This window comes from Nostoc commune NIES-4072 (assembly GCF_003113895.1).
Taxonomy (GTDB): domain Bacteria; phylum Cyanobacteriota; class Cyanobacteriia; order Cyanobacteriales; family Nostocaceae; genus Nostoc; species Nostoc commune.
On sequence record NZ_BDUD01000001.1, the window covers coordinates 6,217,966 to 6,239,537 of the forward strand.

The 21,572-nt window shown below is 40.2% G+C and carries 15 protein-coding genes; all 15 read left to right on the top strand.

The window, feature by feature from the left end:
- The first annotated feature begins 118 nt into the window (after positions 1 to 118).
- Positions 119 to 2,788 carry an ATP-dependent chaperone ClpB gene (gene clpB / locus CDC33_RS27660; protein ID WP_109011647.1) on the top strand — a complete coding sequence of 890 codons (2,670 nt, stop codon included), beginning with the start codon at positions 119 to 121 and terminating at the stop codon, positions 2,786 to 2,788.
- Positions 2,789 to 3,033: 245 nt separating this feature from the next.
- The gene (locus tag CDC33_RS27665; protein WP_109011648.1) at positions 3,034 to 4,434 is read left to right on the top strand and encodes a glycosyltransferase; all 1,401 of its coding nucleotides are present in this window, start codon (positions 3,034 to 3,036) and stop codon (positions 4,432 to 4,434) included.
- 5 nt (positions 4,435 to 4,439) lie between these two features.
- Positions 4,440 to 5,282: a PIG-L deacetylase family protein gene (locus CDC33_RS27670; protein WP_109011649.1), complete on the top strand. Its 843-nt coding sequence runs from the start codon at positions 4,440 to 4,442 to the stop codon at positions 5,280 to 5,282.
- Positions 5,283 to 5,843: 561 nt separating this feature from the next.
- Complete coding sequence (gene hpsA / locus CDC33_RS27675; RefSeq protein WP_109011650.1) at positions 5,844 to 10,445, top strand: hormogonium polysaccharide biosynthesis protein HpsA; 4,602 nt, start codon at positions 5,844 to 5,846, stop codon at positions 10,443 to 10,445.
- A 104-nt stretch (positions 10,446 to 10,549) separates the two neighbouring features.
- A complete protein-coding gene (hpsB, locus tag CDC33_RS27680) occupies positions 10,550 to 11,347 on the top strand; it encodes a hormogonium polysaccharide secretion pseudopilin HpsB (RefSeq protein WP_369694362.1) in 798 nt (265 codons plus the stop codon).
- A 66-nt stretch (positions 11,348 to 11,413) separates the two neighbouring features.
- On the top strand, positions 11,414 to 12,394 hold the full coding sequence (hpsC, locus tag CDC33_RS27685; RefSeq protein ID WP_244919366.1) for a hormogonium polysaccharide secretion pseudopilin HpsC: 981 nt from the start codon (positions 11,414 to 11,416) through the stop codon (positions 12,392 to 12,394).
- Between the two features lie 39 nt (positions 12,395 to 12,433).
- Positions 12,434 to 13,147, top strand: a complete 714-nt coding sequence (locus tag CDC33_RS27690) for a pilus assembly FimT family protein (protein ID WP_109011651.1) — start codon at positions 12,434 to 12,436, stop codon at positions 13,145 to 13,147.
- A gap of 189 nt (positions 13,148 to 13,336) precedes the next feature.
- Positions 13,337 to 14,323, top strand: a complete 987-nt coding sequence (gene hpsE / locus CDC33_RS27695) for a hormogonium polysaccharide biosynthesis glycosyltransferase HpsE (protein ID WP_109011652.1) — start codon at positions 13,337 to 13,339, stop codon at positions 14,321 to 14,323.
- Positions 14,320 to 15,312, top strand: a complete 993-nt coding sequence (gene hpsE, locus CDC33_RS27700) for a hormogonium polysaccharide biosynthesis glycosyltransferase HpsE (RefSeq protein WP_109011653.1) — start codon at positions 14,320 to 14,322, stop codon at positions 15,310 to 15,312. Before hpsE (CDC33_RS27695) ends, hpsE (CDC33_RS27700) begins: the two co-directional genes overlap by 4 nt.
- A gap of 2 nt (positions 15,313 to 15,314) precedes the next feature.
- The gene (locus tag CDC33_RS27705; RefSeq protein ID WP_109011654.1) at positions 15,315 to 16,397 is read left to right on the top strand and encodes a glycosyltransferase; all 1,083 of its coding nucleotides are present in this window, start codon (positions 15,315 to 15,317) and stop codon (positions 16,395 to 16,397) included.
- Positions 16,363 to 16,929, top strand: a complete 567-nt coding sequence (locus CDC33_RS27710) for a pilus assembly FimT family protein (protein ID WP_109011655.1) — start codon at positions 16,363 to 16,365, stop codon at positions 16,927 to 16,929. Before CDC33_RS27705 ends, CDC33_RS27710 begins: the two co-directional genes overlap by 35 nt.
- A gap of 32 nt (positions 16,930 to 16,961) precedes the next feature.
- Positions 16,962 to 17,609, top strand: a complete 648-nt coding sequence (locus CDC33_RS27715) for a TIGR04282 family arsenosugar biosynthesis glycosyltransferase (protein ID WP_109011656.1) — start codon at positions 16,962 to 16,964, stop codon at positions 17,607 to 17,609.
- Positions 17,610 to 18,309: 700 nt separating this feature from the next.
- Positions 18,310 to 19,152 carry a hormogonium polysaccharide biosynthesis protein HpsJ gene (gene hpsJ-B / locus CDC33_RS27720; RefSeq protein ID WP_109011657.1) on the top strand — a complete coding sequence of 281 codons (843 nt, stop codon included), beginning with the start codon at positions 18,310 to 18,312 and terminating at the stop codon, positions 19,150 to 19,152.
- A gap of 114 nt (positions 19,153 to 19,266) precedes the next feature.
- Entirely contained in the window at positions 19,267 to 20,175 is a 909-nt protein-coding gene (locus tag CDC33_RS27725) for a glycosyltransferase family 2 protein (RefSeq protein WP_109011658.1), read from the top strand.
- A gap of 493 nt (positions 20,176 to 20,668) precedes the next feature.
- The gene (locus CDC33_RS27730; RefSeq protein ID WP_109012733.1) at positions 20,669 to 21,433 is read left to right on the top strand and encodes a DUF502 domain-containing protein; all 765 of its coding nucleotides are present in this window, start codon (positions 20,669 to 20,671) and stop codon (positions 21,431 to 21,433) included.
- Positions 21,434 to 21,572: the final 139 nt, after the last annotated feature.

A 21,572-nucleotide genomic window follows, 5' to 3' on the forward strand; every position in this document is an offset into this window, starting at 1 on the left:
GCAAATATACGCCCAGAATGTTTGGATAATTAAGGACTGGTGATGAGGAAAGAATTCCTAACTCCTAACTCCTAACTCCTAACTCCCCACTCCCTAAACTAAAAATCAAATTATAAAGATGCAACCTACAGATCCAAATAAATTTACTGATAAAGCCTGGGAAGCAATTGTTAAATCTCAGGATATAGTTCGTGCTTATCAACAACAGCAGCTAGATGTTGAACATTTAATTATTGCCCTGTTAGAAGAACCCACTAGTTTAGCAATACGTATCCTAGCTCGATCTGAGGTCGATCCAATCCGCTTGCAGCAGCAACTAGAAGCCTTTACCCAACGTCAGCCCAAAATTGGTAAAAGCGATCAGCTTTACCTTAGCCGCAATTTAGATATTTTACTAGACCGAGCCGAGGAAGCTAGAGTCAGGATGAAAGACTCCTACATTTCCGTGGAACACATACTTTTAGCCTTTGCTGAAGACGATCGCATTGGACGAAAGATCCTCAAAAGCTTTAGTGCAGATGCAGCCAAACTAGAAGCTACTATTAAAGCCGTTCGCGGTAGCCAAAAGGTGACAGATCAAACCCCAGAATCCCGTTATGAAGCCTTACAAAAATTTGGCAGAGATTTGACAGAACAGGCAAAAGCTGGAAAACTCGACCCGGTAATTGGACGGGATGAGGAAATTCGCCGGGTAATTCAAGTATTGTCTCGTCGTAGCAAAAATAACCCTGTTTTGATTGGTGAACCTGGAGTGGGTAAAACTGCGATCGCCGAAGCTTTAGCACAACGAATGGTAAACGGTGACGTTCCCGAATCTCTGAAAAACCGCAAACTCATCTCTTTAGATATCGGTAGTTTGATTGCTGGGGCAAAATTACGAGGAGAATTTGAAGAACGCCTGAAAGCAGTCCTCAAGGAAGTTACAGAATCTAACGGTGACATCGTACTGTTTATTGACGAACTACATACCGTAGTTGGCGCAGGTTCCACCCAACAAGGGGCGATGGATGCCGGAAATCTGCTTAAACCAATGCTGGCGCGGGGAGAACTGCGTTGTATTGGCGCAACTACCCTCGACGAGTTCCGCAAACACATTGAAAAAGATGCTGCCCTAGAACGCCGCTTTCAGCAAGTATTTGTCGATCAGCCAAGTGTGGAAAATACCATTTCCATTTTGCGGGGGTTGAAAGAACGCTATGAAGTGCATCATAACGTCAAAATTTCTGATTCGGCGTTGGTAGCAGCAGCAACCCTGTCAGCACGTTATATTAGCGATCGCTTCTTACCAGATAAAGCCATTGATTTGGTGGATGAAGCAGCTGCACAGTTAAAAATGGAAATTACCTCCAAACCAGCCGAATTGGAAACCATTGATCGCCGCCTTATGCAGTTAGAAATGGAAAAGCTGTCATTAGCTGGCGAAGAAAAGGGTACTGCCCAAACGAAAGAACGTTTGCAGCGAATTGAGCAAGAAATCGCTAATTTGACCGAAAAACAACAAATATTTAACGAGCAATGGCAAGGTGAAAAGCAGATATTAGAGGCGATAAGCGCCTTAAAGAAAGAAGAAGACGCGCTGCGAGTCCAAATTGAACAAGCGGAACGTGCTTATGACTTAAATAAAGCTGCTCAATTGAAATATGGCAAATTGGAAGGAATACAGCACGAACGCGAAGCTAAAGAAGCCAGCCTTTTAGAAATTCAAAATCAAGGTTCGACGTTGCTGCGAGAACAAGTCACTGAAGCTGATATTGCGGAAATCGTCGCTAAGTGGACAGGAATTCCCGTCAATCGCCTGTTGGAATCAGAACGGCAAAAATTACTGCAACTAGAAAGTCATTTGCATCAACGAGTTATTGGGCAAGAAGAGGCTGTAGAAGCGGTAGCAGCAGCCATTCGCCGCGCCCGTGCGGGGATGAAAGATCCTTCGCGTCCCATTGGTTCATTTTTGTTCATGGGCCCCACAGGTGTAGGTAAAACCGAACTCGCCCGTGCTTTAGCCCAGTTTCTCTTTGATTCTGATGATGCCATTATCCGACTTGACATGTCGGAATATATGGAAAAAAATTCTGTGATGCGAATAGTTGGCTCTCCTCCAGGCTATGTAGACTCTGAAAGAGGGGGACAACTCACTGAGGCTGTTCGCCGCAAGCCTTACTCAGTAATTTTGTTAGACGAGGTTGAAAAAGCTCACCCAGATGTATTTAACATATTTCTGCAAATGTTAGATGATGGTCGCATTACTGACGGACTAGGGCGTACTGCGGATTTTCGTAACACTGTGATCGTCATGACAAGTAACATTGGTAGCGAACATATTTTAGATATATCTGGTGATGATTCCAAGTATGAAATGATGCAAAAGCGGGTAATGGAAGCGTTGCGATCGCATTTCCGCCCAGAATTTCTCAACCGCCTTGATGATATTATTCTCTTCCATGCCCTCAGTCGCACGGAACTGCGGCATATCATCCGTATTCAACTCAAGCGGGTAGAAAATCTCCTGCGCGAGCAAAAAATCTTCTTTGAGATATCGCAATCAGCCTGCGATCACCTTGTCGAATCAGGCTACGACCCAGTTTATGGTGCCCGTCCACTCAAACGCGCAATTCAGCGAGAAGTAGAAAACCCCCTCGCTACCAAGTTATTGGAGAATACTTTTATCTCTGGAGACACGATTATCATTGATAAAAACGAAAACGGTCTATCTTTTAGCAAAAAAGTGCTGGTAAAAATATCAGTGCCGCAAACTACCGTCAAGCTGGTTGAGTCAGCACCAGAATCGTAAAAGTTAATACACTCTTAAGAAGATACAAATAAAACTAGATCGCCCTATTTTTCTGATTCGTCAGGTAAGAATGGGCGATCTAGTAGTATGTCAATAAAGAATTCCCTGTAGAGACGGCGATTTATCGCGTCTCCCTAAGGCGATTTATCGCGTCTCCCTAACTGGAGTACAGATATTACTGGGTAATTCACAATACAGCGAATAAAATAGCAAGAGCAGATTTCCTGTCCTAGAGATTCCTCCCGATGAAAGTAATCCAAGCTCTTGCTCGTTATTTTCCAGATAAATGTGGTGGTATTCAAGTAAACCTTAACGATTTACTGCCAGAATTGCGTAGGCATAGCCCGTCGGAGACATCGCTCTTAGCGTTGGCGGAACCTACGCATGATATTGACATCCTGATAGCAGCAGCTAGTAACGGTTCCCCAAAAGAAGCGACTTATAAATATAACGACGTAGAAGTTTATCGATATCCCGTATTTCCTGCGCCCAAAACAGAACCGAATCATGGACAATTGCCGCATGGTAAATTTGAATATTTCGCTAATTGGTTAACCAACCAAAAAGCAGACATATATCATCAGCACCATTGGGAAGTATATTGTGGGTTGCCTCATTTGCGATTAGCTAAAGAATTAGGCATGGCAACAGTGCTGACAGTACACTATGCTATGCCCGTTTGCCAGCGAATTACTTTGATGTTCAATGGACAAAAAGTTTGTGATGGCAAAATTGATGTAGTGCGGTGTTCTCAGTGTGCTGATACTTTGAGCAAAAAGCTACCTGCTGCAACGGTCAATAGTTTGAGCCATTTGCCCCAAGCTATCCTGAGTCGTCTACCAATGCCTGTGAGTGCATATCTTCCAACCTCAGTAGACGATGGCAATCTGGGAAGGTTTGTACGTCCTTTTGTTGTACCTGGCTATGTTGCTGCACGCCAAAAAAGTTTGCTCAAAATGGCAAAATATGCTGACCGCATTGTGACAGTGTGTGATTGGCTTTATAAAGCTCTACTCATCAACGGCATACCTGAAGAAAAACTCATTCTCTCTCGACATGGAATTTCTTATACTGCACACAAAAAATTACCACAGACAAAACAGCAATCAGATCCTTTAAAAGTAGTTTTTTTAGGACGCTGGGATATATATAAGGGTATCGAGATTTTAGTACAGGCAGTTAAAGATTTACCGCAATTCGTCAAGATTGAGTTGACCATTTATGGAATAACACAGGATGAACGATATCGCCAAAAAATCTTTAATTTGATAGCAAACGATCCTCGGATTCGTGTGAATAAACAACTAACAAGAGTTGAACTCCCCCAAACTCTAGCTAACTATCACTTACTGGCTGTACCTTCCCAATGCCTGGAAACTGGGCCTTTAGTTGTATTAGAAGCCCACTCCCAATCTGTACCTGTCATCGGCTCTAACTTGGGGGGTATTGCTGAACTTGTTAGGCATGGCATTGATGGTTGGTTAGTGACTTCTAACGATACTAACGCTTGGACTCAAGCTCTTGAGCAATTAGCAACAGATACTAATTTACTTAATAAATTACGCCAAGGTATTAAACCTGTTCGCACAGTAGATATGCAGGCAGCAGAAATAGCCGCCATATATAAAAATCTAATACAGAATTGAGAAGAATGCTAAACATCAAAGACTTTCTTCGTCGAGTACAAAACAAGATTTGGCGATTATACAATCATAAATTGCCAGAATTTCTGAGTATCTTGCAGTTTCTTTGGCTATTGCATATTGGTAGTAAGGAAATGTTAGTTAATCAGAAATCTGCGATGATAATTGCACCGCACCAGGATGATGAAGTTTTGGGGTGTGGTGGTTTAATTAGACTGAAGCGAGAACAGAATGTGCCAGTCCAGATTGTTTTTGTCACAGATGGAGCAGCCAGTCATGGCAAACATCCCAAGTTTCAAAGGAGTGAAATAGTTCCAATTCGTAAGCAGGAAGCACTTTGTGCTTTAAGCATCTTAGGAATAGACAAGAGCCAAATTTACTTTCTTGACAAACCAGATAGTCACCTTCAATATCTAGATGCAAGCAAGCGCCAACAAACAATTGAACAACTTGCCAAGCTCCTGAAATCCTTCGGGCCTGGAGAAGTTTATGTAACTCACCGTCAAGACCGTATTAAAGACCATGAAGTAACTTATGAATTACTGCTAGCGGCGATTCAATACTCTGAAATTGAGGTTGACGTTTTACAGTACCCTATTTGGATTCTCTGGAAATCTTTACTCTTCCGTGACCTGAAACTAGGTGAATTAGCATCTGCTCACCGTATATCTATCCATTCTGTTCAAAGCAAGAAGATGGAGGCGCTTGAAGCCTACCGCTCCCAGTGCCTACCTATTGATGCTGAAACTGCTGCTGTACTAAAGCCTGGTTTCCTGCGGCGATTTCTCATACCGTATGAAATTTTTTTCAAGCCAACTTCTATGTTGTCAAATCAATATTCTAATAGATAATCTGTACAAACGATGTGTCATTCAGCTATTGACTATTAAACTTAATTACTGCGTATTTGCTTGAAATTAAGAATATTTACTTTGCCGCCTCTCCACTACAGAGGGATTTTAAAATTTTTTATATTATTTTGCCCATAACTGATATTTTTACTTTAACAGGTGGGTACTATAACTTTAGTATGCTGGCAACATCTTCATAAAGCTAGCTTTGGATGAAATAGATTTCTACAAAGTTAGTTTAAATCATACTATTTCTCTATTAGAGAGAGCTTAATTGGTCTATGAATGCAGGTTTCTATGTGACATAAGTATTTTATATAAGGATAAATTAAAGAATTTTCAAAAGTTCAGTATTTTTAGGTATTAACCAAAAAATGAACCCATGATATAAATTTAGTAAATCACATCTGTTAATTTTCTACTGCTTTTTTAAGAATTTTTAAAAAGGCTAATTTTCATAAAAACCAAAAGTATCAAATTTCATTAAAATCTACAGGATAGGCTGATTCACCTATAAAAATATCTTCAAATCTGTAAAAAATCTTGGACAGGGAAGCTTCTATGTCTATAAGACGCAAATTTTTCAAGGTAGGAATACTTTGTTTAAAAAAACTTATTAGCCAGTTTTTCTCTACAATAAAAAAGCAAATAATTTGGCTACTAAGAACCCTTTTTACCACCAATAGAAGACGTGGTACGGGAAATGCTGGGTTTGTATTGCCAACGGTAGCGATGGTATCTTTAGTTGTTGTCCTATTAACAACTGCAATTTTATTTCGATCTTTTGAGCGTTCTAAAAATGCTAGTAATGTTCGAGTAAATGAGGCTGCACTCAATGCTGCAACTCCGGCAATTGATCGAGCCAGAGCTAAAATAAATAAGCTATTTCAAGACGGACGACTACCACGAGCTACACCAACAGATAACGCCCTATACGATACGCTGGTAAGCAATCTCAACGAATATACCTTTGGCGACGAAACTCAACTGAAGCTAACTAAAAGCTCACAATATACAGGTGAACGAACCGAACTTAAAACTGCATGGTCGTACCCTGTTGATACCGACAATAACGGCAAGTTTGATAGCTACACCCTCTATGGCATTTACTTTACAAATCCTCCGATAAGTGGTGGTGCATATACTCATGCGAGAAATTCTCTAGAGGCAAGAACTCTACCAATGACTGCTGGTAATGTCAGTGGAGATTGTGGAGATACGCTAGGCACAAGCGCTAGCTTAGTAGGTAATACTGGCTGGTTTAAGATAGGTAATAAGTTGAAAAAAGCCTTCTTTGTCTACACAGCAACTGTTCCTATTACTACTACACCAGCTTCTAATACTAAGTACGAACTTTACAAGGGTAATAAAAGCTTTTCTGCTTTAGAGTATCAACAAGAGCGTGTGCAAATTCCTGTAGTTAATAATGCTGTTCTTTATGAAGATGACATAGATATTAGCCCAGGCCCCACCTTCAGATTAAATGGACGAGTTTTTACCAATAGTAATTTGCTCACTGGTTCAGACGGAAATAATGTCAGGCTATATCAAGTTAGCAGTAAGGAATCCTGCTTCTACGATGATGACAATGCCAAAATAGTAATTGGTGGAAACTTGGGTGCTGGTGGCTCCACAGATACAAGTGACTTATCAAAGATCACCCAAGTGGATTTATTTAGAAAAGGGGAAGCTACCGATCCTATTGTAGTCGATTTTGCAAAATCAACTACTCCCGCATCAAACGAAGCAAATTTAATCGCTTATAACAGTCTCGCCTACGTGCAACGTATCAATCGCCTAGTTAGCGCTCAAATAGCTGACACTACAGCTAACGCTACACATTCTGATCCTACAGAAGTTACCAAGGGTATTCAACAACAAAAAGATAAGCTTGGTTTAGCAAGTTATACCGCACCAGAAGAACTTGCATTTCGCAAACAACAGCTACAATTGTATTTTCAAAAACGCACCCGCCGCGTACCTTACAAAGAAGTTTCTTTTGGGGGTGATGCTCTGGGTACATACGCTACAACTAGTCCGCTTCAAGACACTGGTGATATCCTACGCCCTGTCAATGCTTGGATGTATCCTACTGATCCTACTGATGGTAAGACAGGTACTAATTACACTAGCTTAACTCTAAGTACAAACAGTGGAAAGCTGATACCTGGTGCGACGGAACCCACTACATTACAAAAAACCTATGACGGAAAAGAACAATCCTTAGGTGATAGGGTTGTCATTGGTAATAATTTGCCTCAAATCTGGTGGGACAGCACTAAAAGCGGATTTGTTGGTCCAAATCCTCAAGATACGCAAACTATTAGTGGTATTAACTGGGATCTACCAACCACACCTTCTACACCTCGCACACGCCGCTCTCGCGTTGAGATACTAGCTGATTTAGGCTCTACAGACCGAGATAAAGATTGGGAACTAGCAGCAGCTACAGTACCTAACAGCATACAAGACCCTGTTGGTGGTTTACGGGTGGTGACTGGTGGTGGAATTTATTTGCCACAAGGTTACACTACCACAGGCGCTCTTCTAGACTCTAACTTTGCTCTAGCTACTGCTGCTACTACAAATATCTGGTCTGATCTAATGCCAGTGGCTTCTAGCACAGCTACAGTAGCAACGGCTACAAGTCTAATCAGCAATTTAATTACACTACCAAATGCAACATATACGCCTTATCTACGGATGCGGGCTACAGCAGTTTATCACTACAAGGCTACTGGTTACAGTGCAACAAGTCCAACGCCGATCGCTTGTGTGAGTAGTTACTATGATCCCACTAATAGCACTACAGCTAAGAATTTATCAACACTGCCTTATGGTAATGCTACTGGTGGTAGATCCAACAATGGCATAGTTTACGCGCCTCCAAGTAGGACTACCACTTATTATCAGAATGTACTGGCTTACCAAGCCCAATTAAAATATCAAAATGGGCGCTGGGCAAATGAAGCACTCAAAAATGCTTTAGCAAAAGCAGCAGCAAATCGCACTATTGCCGAGCAGTCTGCCATTGATGCTGCTCTTTGTTCCCTACAGATTTTAGATGGTAGTATTTCAGTTCCTGGTACTCTCCCGATTCCTCACGGTGCAATTAAAGAAACAACTTTTTTAGATAGTAGACAAGTTAAAGCAATTCATAAAGACAACACAACTACGACAGTTTTTGAAACATTTACTAATGCAGATGGTGGTGCAACTTTAGGTACAGATTATGATCTGGACAAAAAAGACAGACAGCCATTAGAAATTCGCGCCACTGTATTAGATATTAACTCGCTTCGCACAACCACAATTGGTGGAACAACACCAGCACAAGAATACTTACTGCCGAATAGCGGTATTATCTATGCGACTCGCAACGATGCGCTACCAGATTTGAGTTCATCATCTGGGGATTTAGAGGCGAAAAAGTCAGAAAGCCCGGTGGATTACAAGCTTGACCCAACTCGCCGTCCTAATGCCATTATGCTGATTAACGGCTCAAAAATCGGTCGCGGCACAAGTAATAATTATCGAGACGCCGAGAAAGGGTTGATTTTAGCTACCAATTTGCCTGTGTACGTTAAAGGAAACTTTAATCTTCACACTCAACAAGAGTTCACAACAGCATTGTCAGATGATTGGAGTAATTTCTATTCTCGGACAAAAGCTACACGCAATCCGAATTTTGCATGTCGTCCAAGTGATAGTAGGCTACCAAATTGTACAACTGGTGATGAATGGCGTCCTGCATCTGTGTTGGCAGATTCTATTACTTTACTTTCTAATAACTTCCGAGAGGGCTTTCGTAATGAGGGAGATTATGATTCCAATGATAATTTAGGAAACAAGGCAAGTGGATTTAATTCTTATGTTACCAGTTGGTATTACAAGAGTGATCCTACTACAAAATGGTTTTATGATGGCGATTCTGGTGTGACAAACACTAGCGACGCTAAATACCGCTTACCGAAAGATTTTGATACATCAAGTGCATTTGATCCCAGTGTTCCATCTACTTATCAAGGTAGCTCTTATCTCAACAATTTTGTAACACCCATTCAGTTAGCAACAAGAACCAGGGAATTTGCAACGGAAGTTTGCATTGCAACTAATCCTGCTGATTGTAGTGATAATAAAAACTGGGTAATGGCAGTTGGAGGTAACTGTAATGGGTTAACTTCACAAAAAACTGCTGGCGCATCTAATGGCATTCTTGGTCAACCAATAAGTGCAATCAAGACAGGTACAGTTGCGCGACTACCTGATTGTGGTGAGGCTCAAAATTTACCACGACGGGTTGCTTTTCAACGGGATGCTAATGGGAATTTTATTTTGAACAATGGCAAACCTGTTGTTTATGGGTTTATCGGTGAGGGTGGTACTGCCAAATTAAAATTATTTCCTTACGACACTTGGAGTACATATAAACCAGGTTATCCCGAAGATAATGGTAATGGTATTTCTGGTACTTTTCTTATCCCTTGGTTTAAAACACAAGATTCAAGTGGAAATGAATCATTTAACCCTGATGATCCACCATTGTTAACCAGTCAAACTGGACAAGGCTCACCGTCTCAAAAACCAGTGTTGCAAATAGATTTCCCTTTTGCCTATGACAGTTTAGATACTGGTAATATTTCGCCAGGAAAACACAGATATTGGTTGCAAATAGCTACTGAAACTACTTTTAATTTAATTGCAATAGCTGGAGATACCCCAGCGCGTCCTACGGAAGATAACGGTGGTTTACACAACTTTGTGCGCTTTATGGAAAACTGGAACCCAACTGGAGGAACAGGCGATGCCATTAAAGCTAGGATTAGCGGCTCTTTCATCCAAATTAAACGAAGTGCTTATGCCACTGCACCATTTAGCACATCCATATCAACTCAATCTAATGATTTTAAGTATAAGATTCAAGGTAATGACAGCAGAACTCCTTTCTATCTGGCTCCTACACGGCAATGGGGTTATGATGTAGCACTGCTATCTCAGTCGCCTGACTTATTAGCCCAAAGACTGGCAACGATACCAGATGATTTGCCAGATGAGTACTTCCGGGAAGTTGGTCGAGATGACGCATGGGTGCAAAGTTTGTTGTGTGCGAAAAAACTTGATGGTAATTTTGCAATTGATCCAGATCAGCGTCCTTGCAGTTGAGTTCAATAGAAACCTAACCCCCAGTCCCTTCCCTACTAGCGTTGGGGAGTAAGACTCAAAGCCTCTCTCCTTTTAGGAGAGAGGTTTGGAGAGAGGTTAAAACTGTGCTGTACCCAAGTGAGAACCGCTATAGTTCCCCATCATCAAATCTCAAAAGCTGGCAATTAGCAATGATTAAGCATAAACAACAACAAATCCACCCTGCTGATGAGTCTGGTTTTACAATTATTGAGTCGTTGGTAGCAATAGTTGTGGTTGCTATTTTATTAGCAGCGATCGCACCTGTGATCGTCATCTCAACAGCAACCCGCGTTCAATCTCGACGAGTGGAACTTGCAACCCAAGCAACAAAAGCATTCATTGATGGCATCAGAACTGGCGCTATTACTACAGTGCCAAGTACACTAGTTACACTTGCAACTCCAACTGCGGCTGCACCTAGAAGAGTTTCAGATATCGCAGGTACACCAGCTACAGCAACTACACCAGCTATATCAGCAATAACAGGTAGACCACAAGATTATTTAATTAACAATGTTACAGATATGCCTACTCCCACATCGGCAACTGGTCTGTATTGTTTCAATAAGAATGGCACTATTAGTAATCCAGATTGTTCAAGCGATCAGTTTTACATTCAAGCAGGTCGAATTGTCCAAAGTACTGGGGCTAATGATGGCTATCGTCTGGCAATTCGGATCTATCGGGCAGATGTTGACTTTAGCAAAACTCTCAAAGCTAGCACAGATACTACTAAAAATAGACAAAAAACATTCACTGGTGGATTAGGCGATCGCCAAGCACCATTAATCGAAATGACAACCGACATTGGCAACACTAACACTACCTTTCAGGCTTTATGCCGACGACTGGGTACTGCAACAAATCAAGCTTGCCAGTAAAAAACTAGGCAGTTTCAGATTATGCGATGCTCACTGTGCATTTATCACTAAAAAGAATACCACAATATGGTGAGTACACTAAAATTCTTACTCAAAAGCCAGCTAAAACGCTCTAGGCTAGTTCAGCAAGTTAACGGTTTTACTATGATTGAATTGTTGATTGCCATGCTTCTGGCATTCCTGATCATTACTCCGTTGCTAGGATTCATGATTAACATTATGGACACAGACCGAAAGGAGCAAGCAAAGGCAAATTCTGAGCAAGAAATTCAAGCTGCGCTAGATTATATTGCCCGTGATTTACAACAGGCAATTTATCTTTATGATGCTGACGGGATTGAAGCTATCAAAAATCAATTACCTAATTCGAGCGCAACAGATAGAGTCCCTGTTCTTGTCTTTTGGAAACGAGAATTAGTTAATCAAGCGCTTACAATTACAGGAACCGAAAAAGATGATACGTTTGTATACTCATTGGTTGCCTACTATTTAATTAAAGACGCTACTTCTAGTTCTACTTGGTCTAATGCAGCTCGGATTGCGAGATGGCAAATTAAGGATGGTGTACCAGCTAGTACTGGTGTTGATTGTACTGGCTATACTGGCAAATATATTAGTGGTAATTGTCCTAGTCCAGGTTTTACCCTATTTAAGCTGGATGGAGTAGGCACTATTAATGACAAGATGAATGCTTGGGTAAAAGCCACACCAGATTATACTGCCGATACTACAGTACTTGTTGACTTTATTGATCAAACCAAAACTGATGACACAACACCAGCACCTGCGGCAACATGTCCTACTGATAACAATACATGGCAGAAAGTATCACCAAATACTACTAGCTTTAATACACGTAATACTAGCAAAATGACTGGTTTCTATGCGTGTATCGATAGAGTTAACACAACAGCCCAGGTCTTTTTACGAGGCAATGCACTTGCACGTTTACAAAGCAATAACTTTAATTACATAAATACCAACAAAACTTATTTTCCAAGTGCAAGTATACGGGTGCAAGGACGCGGATACTTATTTACTAAATAAGTGCTGAAAATTTAAGGAATTAATTAATGGCAGCAAATTATGGGAAAGTTAAGTTTGAAGTTATTTAACCCAAACAGTAGAAATGAAACCAGTAAACAGCGATTTTTAATTAATAAACTACGCTGTGCTTCTGGATGCACCCAACAAGATGCTGGCTTTACCTTGCTGGAATTAATCGTAGTGATGGTGATGATTGGAATTTTAGCAGCGATCGCAACTCCTAGTTGGGTTGCTTTTGTAAATAGACAGAAGGTAAGTAAGGCTAACGATGCCGTTTTAGCCGCACTCCAAGAAGGACAGCGCGAAGCTAAAAACAAAAAACTTAGCTATACTGTCAGTTTTCAGAAAAATACCACAACCCAAAATATAGAGGTTGCTGTTTATAATACCAATGCTGCAAGCCCTACATGGAAACCTTTAGGGGCAGATGTAGGCGTCAGCTCTAATAAATTACTGCTAGGTGCAAATCTCAGTGGCGAAAACACTGCCAATTCTACTACTAATTCTCCTGTATCCTATACTTTAAGTACACCAATAAAAATTACTTTTGACTATATGGGGGCTTTGACTTTACCAACTCCATACTTTGGAACACCTACAGCCCCTTCAACAGAGCCACCTGGGTTAAAAATAGTGATAGCAGTACCAAGCTCTACAAGTTCTACATCGGCTAGTAGCATAAAGCGATGCGTCATTGTGAAAACTCTCTTAGGCTCAATGATCACAGCAAAAGGCTCTCCCAACTGCGACTAAGTAGTTTTTATAGTAATTTTTTATAAAAATACGTAGTAATACTGTATATAAAACTGCACATTGATCGCAAAATTAAAACATCAGGTGCAGTTTTCATGTTTGAGAGTTGATTTAATAAAATAATCGCTGATAAATTAGCTATTGGTTGAGCAGATAAAAGCGTCCTAATCAAAATATCCCTTTTGTCAAATGACTGAAAACCTTGACTTTACTGTAGCTATCCCAACTTATAACGGTGAAAGTCGTTTGCCTGAACTACTAGAACGGCTACAAAACCAACTTCACACCGAAAATTTAACTTGGGAAATTATAGTTGTAGACAACAACAGCACTGATAACACAGCTAAAGTTGTTCAAACCTATCAACAAAATTGGCGGTGTCCTTATCCTTTAAAGTATTGCTTTGAAGCGCGGCAGGGAGCAGCTTATGCTCGAAAAAGGGCAGTTGTAGAAGCTAAAGGTAAATTCATAGGTTTTCTAGATGATGACAATTACCCAGTATCAAATTGGGTATCCCAAGCTGTTGCTTTTGGTGAAAAGTATCCTAAGGCGGGCGCTTATGGCAGCCAAATTCATCCTGACTGGGAAATAGAACCACCAGAAAACTTTCAGCGCATTGCTCCATTCTTGGCAATTACAGAGCGAGGTAATTTACCGCTATTATATGAAGCAAGTAAAAAATTATTACCCCCATGTGCTGGACTTGTTGTTCGTAAACAAACTTGGTTAGAAAGTGTACCAGATAAGCCGATTTTAACTGGTAGAGTTAAAGGCAATATGCTTACCAGTGAAGACTTAGAAATGTTGTCTTATATCCAAAAAACAGGATGGGAGATTTGGTATAACCCTGAAATGGAAGTTTCTCATAAAATACCAAGCTCTCGATTGCAAAAAGACTATTTAATTCCATTTTTTCGAGGTATTGGACTTAGCCGATATGTAACTAGAATGGTAACTATAAAACATGTATATAGGCCAGTTGCTCTTTTAGTTTATATGATAAATGACTTGCGTAAAATTATTTTACATTTACTCAAATATCGATTTAAGCTAAAGCAAGATTTAGTAGTTGCTTGCGAAATGGAACTTTTTTTAAGTAGTTTTATTAGCCCTTTTTATCTTTGGAAAAATGGATATTTAAAAAAAAATAAATTATCAAACAACCAAGTATTATGACTGAACTAACAGTTGAAAGTTTAGACATTAGCGTAGCCATTCCTGCATATAATGGAGCAACTCGATTACCTAAAATTTTAGATAAACTATTAAGCCAGACAGGAGTAGAACAACTTAGCTGGGAAATTATTATTGTAGATAACAATAGTTCTGATAATACATCTGAAATCATCCAGAATTACCAAAAAATATTTAATGGAAACTGTCATTTAAGATATTTTTTAGAAACCGAACAAGGAGCAGCATTTGCACGACTGCGGGCAGTACGTGAAGCCAGAGGGCAGCTAATCGCATTTTTAGATGATGATAACTTACCTGCACCTGATTGGTTATCAGAAGCATATAAATTTGGATTGGAGCATCCGCAAGCAGGTGCTTGGAGTGGACAAATTCATGGTGATTTTGAAGTCAAGCCACCAGAAAATTTTGAAAGAATTCAAGCTTTTTTAGCTATTAGAGAACATGGCTCAAATCCACATTTATTTGATGCTGACAATTTAAGGCTTCCTCCTGGTGCGGCGCTTGTTGTTAGAACAAAAGTATGGCTTGAAAATGTACCACAACAACCTAATTTAAGTGGTAAGTTACCTGGTATTTTGGTACAGGGTGATGACTATGAACCATTGCTTTATATACATTATGCAGGTTGGCAAATTTGGTATAACCCTACCATGCATACTTATCATCAAATACCGCATTGGCGACTTGAGCAAGATTATCTCTTAACGTTGGCACGCGGCTGTGGATTGTGTATTTTTCAGTTACGCTTGATAAATACTAAAAATTGGCAAAAACCGATAGTTTTTGTGAAAACTATCTTGGGGAATTTACGCCGAGTATTACAACATCTCATTCGATATAGAGGGCAATTTAAAAATAATCTAATTCCACTTTTTGAGATGGAGTTTTATTTAGCTAGTATGATGAGTCCTTTTTACTACTTTAAATGTAATTTAGGCAAAGTATTAAAAAATAAAATAGCCATATAGCAATGATTAAATCTACTAGCAGAAAATTGCCGAAGATTTCTGTAATCATCCCTGCTTACAATTGTGAAAAGACTATTAAGTATACAATCCAATCTGTTTTAAATCAAACTTTTTCTGATCTAGAATTAATTATAATTAATGATGGTTCGCAAGACTCAACAATAGAAGTTATTGCAGAAATTCAAGATTCACGAATAAAAGTATTTTCTTACCCCAATGCTGGCGGAAACGTCAGCCGTAACCGAGGGCTACACCTTGCAGTTGGAGAATTTGTTAGTTTCTTAGATGCAGATGATCTTTGGACACCTGATAAACTTCATTCTCAGTTAAAGGCTCTGCAAGAAAATATTACTGCAAAAGTTGCTTACAGTTGGACTGATTATATTAATGCAAATGGGGAATTTATACTTTCAGGCAAGCGCGTCAATCTAAATGGAAATGTTTATGAAAGTTTGTTATTAAATAACTTTCTAGAGAATGGTTCTAATCCTTTAATTTGTAGAAAAGCTTTAACTAAATTAGGTGGCTTTGACGAATCTCTAAGTGCGGCTCAGGATTGGGATATGTGGCTGCGATTAGCTTTTCAGTTTGATTTTGTATGTGTGCCATCTGTACAAATCTTATATCGCATAAGTGCTAATTCAGTTTCTTCTAATCTTGTCAGACAGGAAAAATCCTGCCTGCAAGTACTTAAAAGAGCTTACAAGCAAAGTTCTTATCTACGAGATGCTTCTGCACGTTCAACACTAAAGCATAATTGGAATACAAGCCTAGCAAATTTATACAAATACTTGACCTGTAAAGCGCTACAAAAGCCGTTGAACAACAAAAAAGGTCTAGCAGCCGCTATATTTTTATGGAAGTATTTTCTTCATGACCCTTTAAAACTTCAGAATATAAATTTCACTTTAAAACTATTACTGAAAATAGTCATAATCCTTATAATGCCTAGCTTGTTAGACAATATTACTAACCAGCGCGAAGTAAGAAGGCAAGAAGTTGAAACATTGCTCAACGGTTGGGTAATTGAAAAGCGATCAGAAAACAAAAATGGATATCAGAGTGCAGTTACTGTTTCTAGTTAATTCTAAAAATCTGTTGAATAAAAACTCCAGCAGTGGTTTTACCCTACTAGAAACTTTAGTAGTTGTTTTATTAATTGGTATATTAGCCACGCTGGCAATACCCAACTGGCTAGGCTTTGTGCAGAATCGCCACCTCAACTCTGCCCAAAACGAGGTTTATTATGCTATGCGCCAAGCCCAAAGCCAAGCTACTAAGGAAAAATTGCCTTGGCAAGCCAGCTTTCGGGAACAAAACAGTATTCTTCAATGGGCGGTTCATCCTGCCACAGTCAACCCATCTAACGCTAACTGGAATAATCTCAATTTCAATGTGCGCTTAGATGCAGAAACAACCCTATCAGAGTCAAATGGCATCAGACAAATCCAATTTGATCACAGAGGTAATGTCAGACAACCGCCATTAGGACGGATAACACTATCAAGCAAGTATGGTGGTAAAGCTAAACGTTGTGTTGTTGTTTCTACGATTTTAGGAGCAATGCGAATGGAAAAAGACCATACCACAGCCGAAAACGGTAAGTATTGCTATTAAGATATTTTTAGTTTATTCAAATAAGGTATTGTGTGCTGAACTTACCAACAATCTCAAAACAGCACCTGATTATTTTCACTCGTTATCCAGAACCAGGGAAGACTAAAACTAGACTAATACCTGCTTTGGGAACTGTTGGTGCTGCCAATCTTCAACGGGAAATGACTGAACATACAATATTTCAGGTTCAAGAATTGCAAAAAGCCATTGCCATATCTGTAGAAGTGAGATTTACAGGTGGGGATTCGCAACTTATGCAAGACTGGCTGGGGTTGGATTTGGTTTACCAGTCTCAAGGTGAAGGCGATTTAGGTTCGCGGATGGCGCGATCGCTTTTCGAGGCTTTTGAATCTGATGCCACAAAAGTAATTATCATCGGTACAGATTGTCCTGGAGTCAATGCTCAGATTTTAGAGACAGCCTTTGAAAAGTTACACAGCTTTGACTTAGTACTTGGGCCTGCGATCGACGGTGGATATTACTTAATTGGGTTGCGCCAACCCATCCCGGAGTTATTCGTTAACATCGAGTGGGGAACTGCTCAAGTATTCCAGAAAACTGTGGAAATTGCTGAGAAACTTAATTTATCATACGTGAACTTGTTGTCTTTAGCTGATGTTGACCGACCGGAGGATCTGCCAATTTGGGAACAAGCTTTTGCAAGGGAGATGGAAAAATAAGGGAGTATAGCGATTTTTATATGGATGCAAAAGCCACTAGGGGCGCACATTTATCATTGGTGTCAATTGAAGCTAGAAATAGCTTAACTGTTGGCTTCGTCACCCAATACGGTTCGGATAAGCAGGGGAGGAAAGAAAGTAGCAATTTCTCTTCCCCTGCAACTCTACTCCCCCTGCTCAAGAACTGCTTGCCTCAAAAGATAACTTTGTTAACTGAACCGTATTGCTTCCTCACCCGCCTGGGAATAAATTCCAAGGCTAATAGCTAAAGTCTACTCAAGTAGACTAAAGATTTTTGGGTATATTTTAGTCATCAAGAGATGACTTTTGCTATTAGCAAGGAAGTTCAGTTCCTTGCGGGACATAACTTTTACCTTAAGTTGATAAAAATGCACATGTGTGTATTCCTACAAAATACGTATATTATGACCGATTAAGAACTGTAATAAGGTAAATCGGGTAATTAATCAGTCTTTTCTTACAGAACCGCATCACGTTTGTATTTTAAAATACTATAATTTTCTGAAGACACTGTACATAACAAATGTTACTCTGGCCTAGTTGAAAACCAAGAGGCAGATAGCCTTTAGCAATATTGAATCTGCTTTGTGTTTCTATACAATAGTCACGGTCATAGGCACAATATTCAAGTAGCTTGAAATATGAAAATCACTCGTATTCACCGCCAGTTCCAAAAACTATGGTTAACCGTTTTACTTCCGTGAGTACTGCCCTCACACTTAAGGTAGTTGGAATAATTTGCATTTTGTCGTTTTTTGTTGACTTTTTGATTCTGTTGTTACCCTTTCAACCGACTGATCGAGTATGGCAAATTAACTTGGCAACAGCGCTAGTTGATCGGGGAATTGTGCCTCTAGTCGGTTTGGGGCTGCTGTTTGCTGCCTATTGGATTGACAGTGCTGATGCAGCAAGCGATCGCCCCCAAGGTATCGATTTAAGATTTCCTGCTGTGATCCTTTCAAGTATTTTAGGGTTGATGTTCTTGCTGATTTTTCCCCTGCACCTCAATAACGTCAATCAAGCTAAGGCTCAAACACTTAACCGCATTGCCCAAGAAGGAGATCAGGCAGAAACTCAACTGAACAATCGGTTTTCGCAATTGCAAGCACAACTGAATACTGAGCAAGGAAAAGCTCAACTAGATCAACTGCGAACCCAAACCAAAGCTCAGTTTAGTGAAATCCTCAAAGATGACCAAAAATATAAGCAAGCGATTGAAAGCCCTCAAATTCCTGCAAATATTAAAGAGTTGCTAACGAAGGCTAAAACAAATCCCCAAGTACTTGACAAAGCTATTGAACAACAAACAGATATTCAGACGCTGCGAACTCAACAACTAAGCCAAGTTCGCCAGCGCAGAGACGAAGCAGAGAAACAAGCTAAAGATACTGCTTGGAAGTCTGGACTGCGAATTGGGATTAGCAGTTTACTGTTGTCCATTGGTTACATTATCATCGGCTGGACAGGTTTAAAAGGTAGCGGTGCTGTACAAGGTGGTAAACCTAGAGCGGCTGCACGCTAATCCATTATCGGTATGGCAGTAGGACGTTTAAAGGCTTATACTGCCATACGCCTAATAGCTAATAACAATAAAAACGCAATTATTACTCAGTAAAATCGCTATAAAACTTAGGTAATGTTCTCAATTTACATACTGACATATAACGAAGAGTTAGATATTGCTGCTTGTATCGAATCGGCGATGCTATCGGATGACATCATTGTTGTGGATTCATGCAGTAGCGATCGCACTGTGGAAATCGCTAGTCGCTATCCCATCCGCGTCATTCAACACGCTTTTGAAAGCCACGGTCGCCAACGCACCTGGATGTTAGAGTCTATCCCTCCGAAGCACGAATGGGTTTACATTCTCGAAGCTGACGAGCGCATGACACCAGAACTGTTCGCTGAATGCGAAAAGGCAAGTCAGAGTCTTGACTACATCGGTTACTACGTGGCTGAACGTGTCATGTTCATGAATCGTTGGATTCGCTACAGCACCCAGTATCCCCGTTACCAAATGCGCCTCTTTCGCCACGGTAAGGTCTGGTTTACAGATTATGGTCATACTGAACGGGAAGTTTGTGAGGGTGCAACTAGCTTTTTAAAAGAGACATACCCACACTACACTTGTAGCAAAGGGTTGAGTCGCTGGATTGACAAGCATAACCGTTATTCTACAGACGAAGCTCAAGAAACGCTATATCAACTAGAACAGGGAAAGGTCAACTGGCAAGATTTATTCTTTGGCAAATCGGAAGTAGAAAGACGCCGCGCCTTGAAAGATTTGTCTTTGCGTTTACCCGCCAGGCCGTTACTACGGTTTGTATATATGTATTTTATTTTAGGCGGATGTTTAGATGGACGCGCCGGATTTGCTTGGTGTACATTGCAGGCATTCTACGAATATCTGATTTTGCTCAAAGTCTGGGAAATGAAGTATTTACCAAAACCTAATTTAGACGCAACAGAAATTCTGGCACAGGAAAGTACACAACAGTTACAGTGCGTGGATTCTGAAACGACACAGGCTGATGTAGCGTAAAATTTGAAGCAGCGATCGCCCACGACGAACAGGTAAGCGATCGCAAAATTCAGAAGTATGGTAGCACAGATGTAATACTATAGGCGGTCTTACATTTAAACAAAAACTTCCATAATTATAAATTAATATTTTTACCAGAACATTTTCATAAAAGCCTCTCCTGCTCAACTGACCAGATAAAATAATTCCTCTGTTTACCCGCTCGTACTTTCACAATCATGAGCAGCTTTTGATTGAGCGCGGTAGATTAGTAATACCTAAGGACTTGCAACAATCGTTTACAAGTCTTACAAAGAAAAGTAACATCCTTTTAAAATAACCAGTCGGTATCAGATTGGTTAATGTCTATGTGTATGCTTGTAGGAAAATAGCTGATTTTCAGCAACAAGTACTTGTTTTTGCGTCAGCAGCCAAGCTGCTAGCGTTTTGGACAGTTACTTGCGGTAGAAACTGCCTAAAGTTAAAGTCTTCGGAATTTGACAAATCTGCTGGTATGAATACCAATAACAAAAGTTCCTCTAGCTTAAAACAGGAGAATCGGGGCTTGGTAATCGATCGCCTAAAACAGGACTTAAAAAACGACCTGATCGCTGGTTTGTTGGTAGTAATTCCCCTAGCAACTACTATCTGGCTAACGATTACCATTGCCACTTGGGTAATCAACTTCCTCACCCAAATTCCCAAACAACTGAATCCCTTTGATGGGTTAAACCCAATTGTAGTAAATTTACTGAATTTATTAGTAGGATTGGCTGTACCACTACTAAGTATCTTATTGATGGGCTTGATGGCTCGCAATATTGCTGGGCGGTGGTTGTTAGATTTTGGTGAGCGATTATTACAAGCAATTCCTTTAGCAGGACAGGTATACAAAACCCTTAAACAGCTTTTAGAAACAATATTAAAAGATTCTAATGGCAAGTTTCGCCGGGTAATTTTGGTAGAGTATCCCCGTCGAGGAATTTGGGCGATCGCCTTTGTTACTGGTGTAATCAGCAGTGATATCCAAGCCCAGATGCCTCGCCCCGTGCTAAGTGTTTTTATACCGACTACGCCCAATCCGACTACCGGATGGTACGCAGTAGTTCCTGAAGATGAAGTAGTAAACCTCTCCATGTCCATTGAAGACGCCTTTAAAATAGTTGTATCAGGTGGCATCGTCGCCCCCAATACGCCCTTGGTTTTCCCCAAAGAGTCCACGCTAGAAGGGAAACACAACGAAATCAAGCAGCAGGTTATTCCCGTTGAAGAAAGTTAAATTCGGGACTGGGGAAGATGAATATGGGGATTCATACCTTAAACAAATCTTAAAATAATTTCTTTCCTAGTACCCAGTACCTTATTAGAGTAATCTTGTTATTTGACTGTACCAAAGTTGATATAATTGTAAGTTTGCC